Here is a 1,599-nt window from a genome sequence, read left to right as displayed (position 1 = left end):
TTAACAAATCAGCTGGAAGCGTAGGCATATGCTCACTATGTGTTAACGTGTACAGCGGAACTTCGGGATTTTCGTATAGATCACGTGTTGCATTTCTGATTGTGTACCATTCCTCGGCATTAGGAATATCCTTGTTCACAACAGGAACATTACATATATCCTTGGCATCAATGGTTGTCGATACCATGAACATATCGGTGTTATAGCTCATCTCAATTTTACGCAAATCCGGATTCATCACCCGAGGACACCCAAGCTCGTCATTTTTCCAATGTACATTTTCGGTACCGAATTTCAGCATTTTCCACGTTGATTCAGCCAACATGAAGTCAATCGTTTTCACAGCAGCGACCGGATCCTTTGCACCCGCATAAACTACCGTTGTCATCTGAAGCGGATTGGACATTCGGATCGTGTATTGTCCAAACTCTGTCTTCGGCATCAACATAGGGGCAATTGTTGCCTCTTTATTGGTGCTGCGGAGTGTCGTTAATAAATCAACGTTAGGATTGTCAGCCACATAGATTCCGAGCTTACCTGACAAAAAGTCTTTTTTGGCCTTCTCGCCGTTTTTATCCGTCAAATAATCACGATCAACAACTCCGTCGTCGAACAGTTGTTTCTTAAAAGAAATAGCCGCTTTCATTCTCGCATCATCTTCGACCAGCTTGTCATCTTTAATGAACATCGTATTTCCATACATAGCATCAATGGCCTCATCCCCTAAATAGGCGAGTGAATAGCCGTATGTGTCCTTCTTCGCATTGCCATCCGGATCTTGTTCAGTGAACGCTTTTGCTACTTTCAGCAGGTCTTCAGGCGTTTGCGGGATGGGTAACGAAAGTTTGTCTAGCCAGTCGGTACGGATGTATGCAGCTACTTGTACGGAGTTTGGAATAACCCGCCCAATTTCGTACAATTTGCCGTCAGGTTTTGTACCGATCTGGCGCATCATCGGATACTTTTCCAACAATTTGCTGTAGTTCGGTGCATATTCTTTGATCAGATCCTCCAGCGGCAGCAGCTGCTTTTGGCTGTATAATTGATCCCGATAGCCCGTTTCAAATTCGTTGATCACGTCCGGAGCTTCTCCAGAAGCAAACATCGTATTAAACTTCTGCTTCGATTCAAATCTAGGAATGGCGATAAACTCCACATCCGCGGGCCCATTCTCATTAATCCATTTGGTCCAGCGATTTTTCGTAATCGTCCCTTCCTCCGGCGGCGTATTGCCACGGTCATAGAGGGACATGCTTATCTTGCCCCGTTTCTCTGATTCTGCTGTTGAGGATGACGCTGCTGCTCCCTCTTTTTCCAGCGAGACCGAGTTTCCACTAACCTCTTCATTTGGCTTAGCACAAGCAGCAAGTAACGTCCCTGCTGCCAACACAGTCACCACTGCCATTAACGTACTTTTTTTCATTTTATCTTCCATGTTTATCCCCCTTGTTTTTTCATAGATTGCTTATGATCCCATACATTTTTTCTATTCATGGACTGCTCTCGAATCCGTTTATTCTGTCGTCATTATGTGGTTTAACCTTTGACAGCGCCAAGCATCACACCCTTTAACCTTTGACAGCGCCAAGCATCACACCC

Annotated in this window: 1 protein-coding gene; it reads right to left on the bottom strand. The window is 44.8% G+C overall.

Translation table 11 applies throughout. The features are described from left to right. The coding region (locus AC1DWN_RS33580) for an extracellular solute-binding protein (RefSeq protein WP_477563158.1) at positions 1-1,435 on the bottom strand (1,435 nt) is incomplete at its 3' end. Positions 1,436-1,599: the final 164 nt, after the last annotated feature.

Source organism: Paenibacillus sp. P4_A7, assembly GCF_056402455.1.
This window is presented reverse-complemented; position numbering and strand designations above follow the sequence as displayed.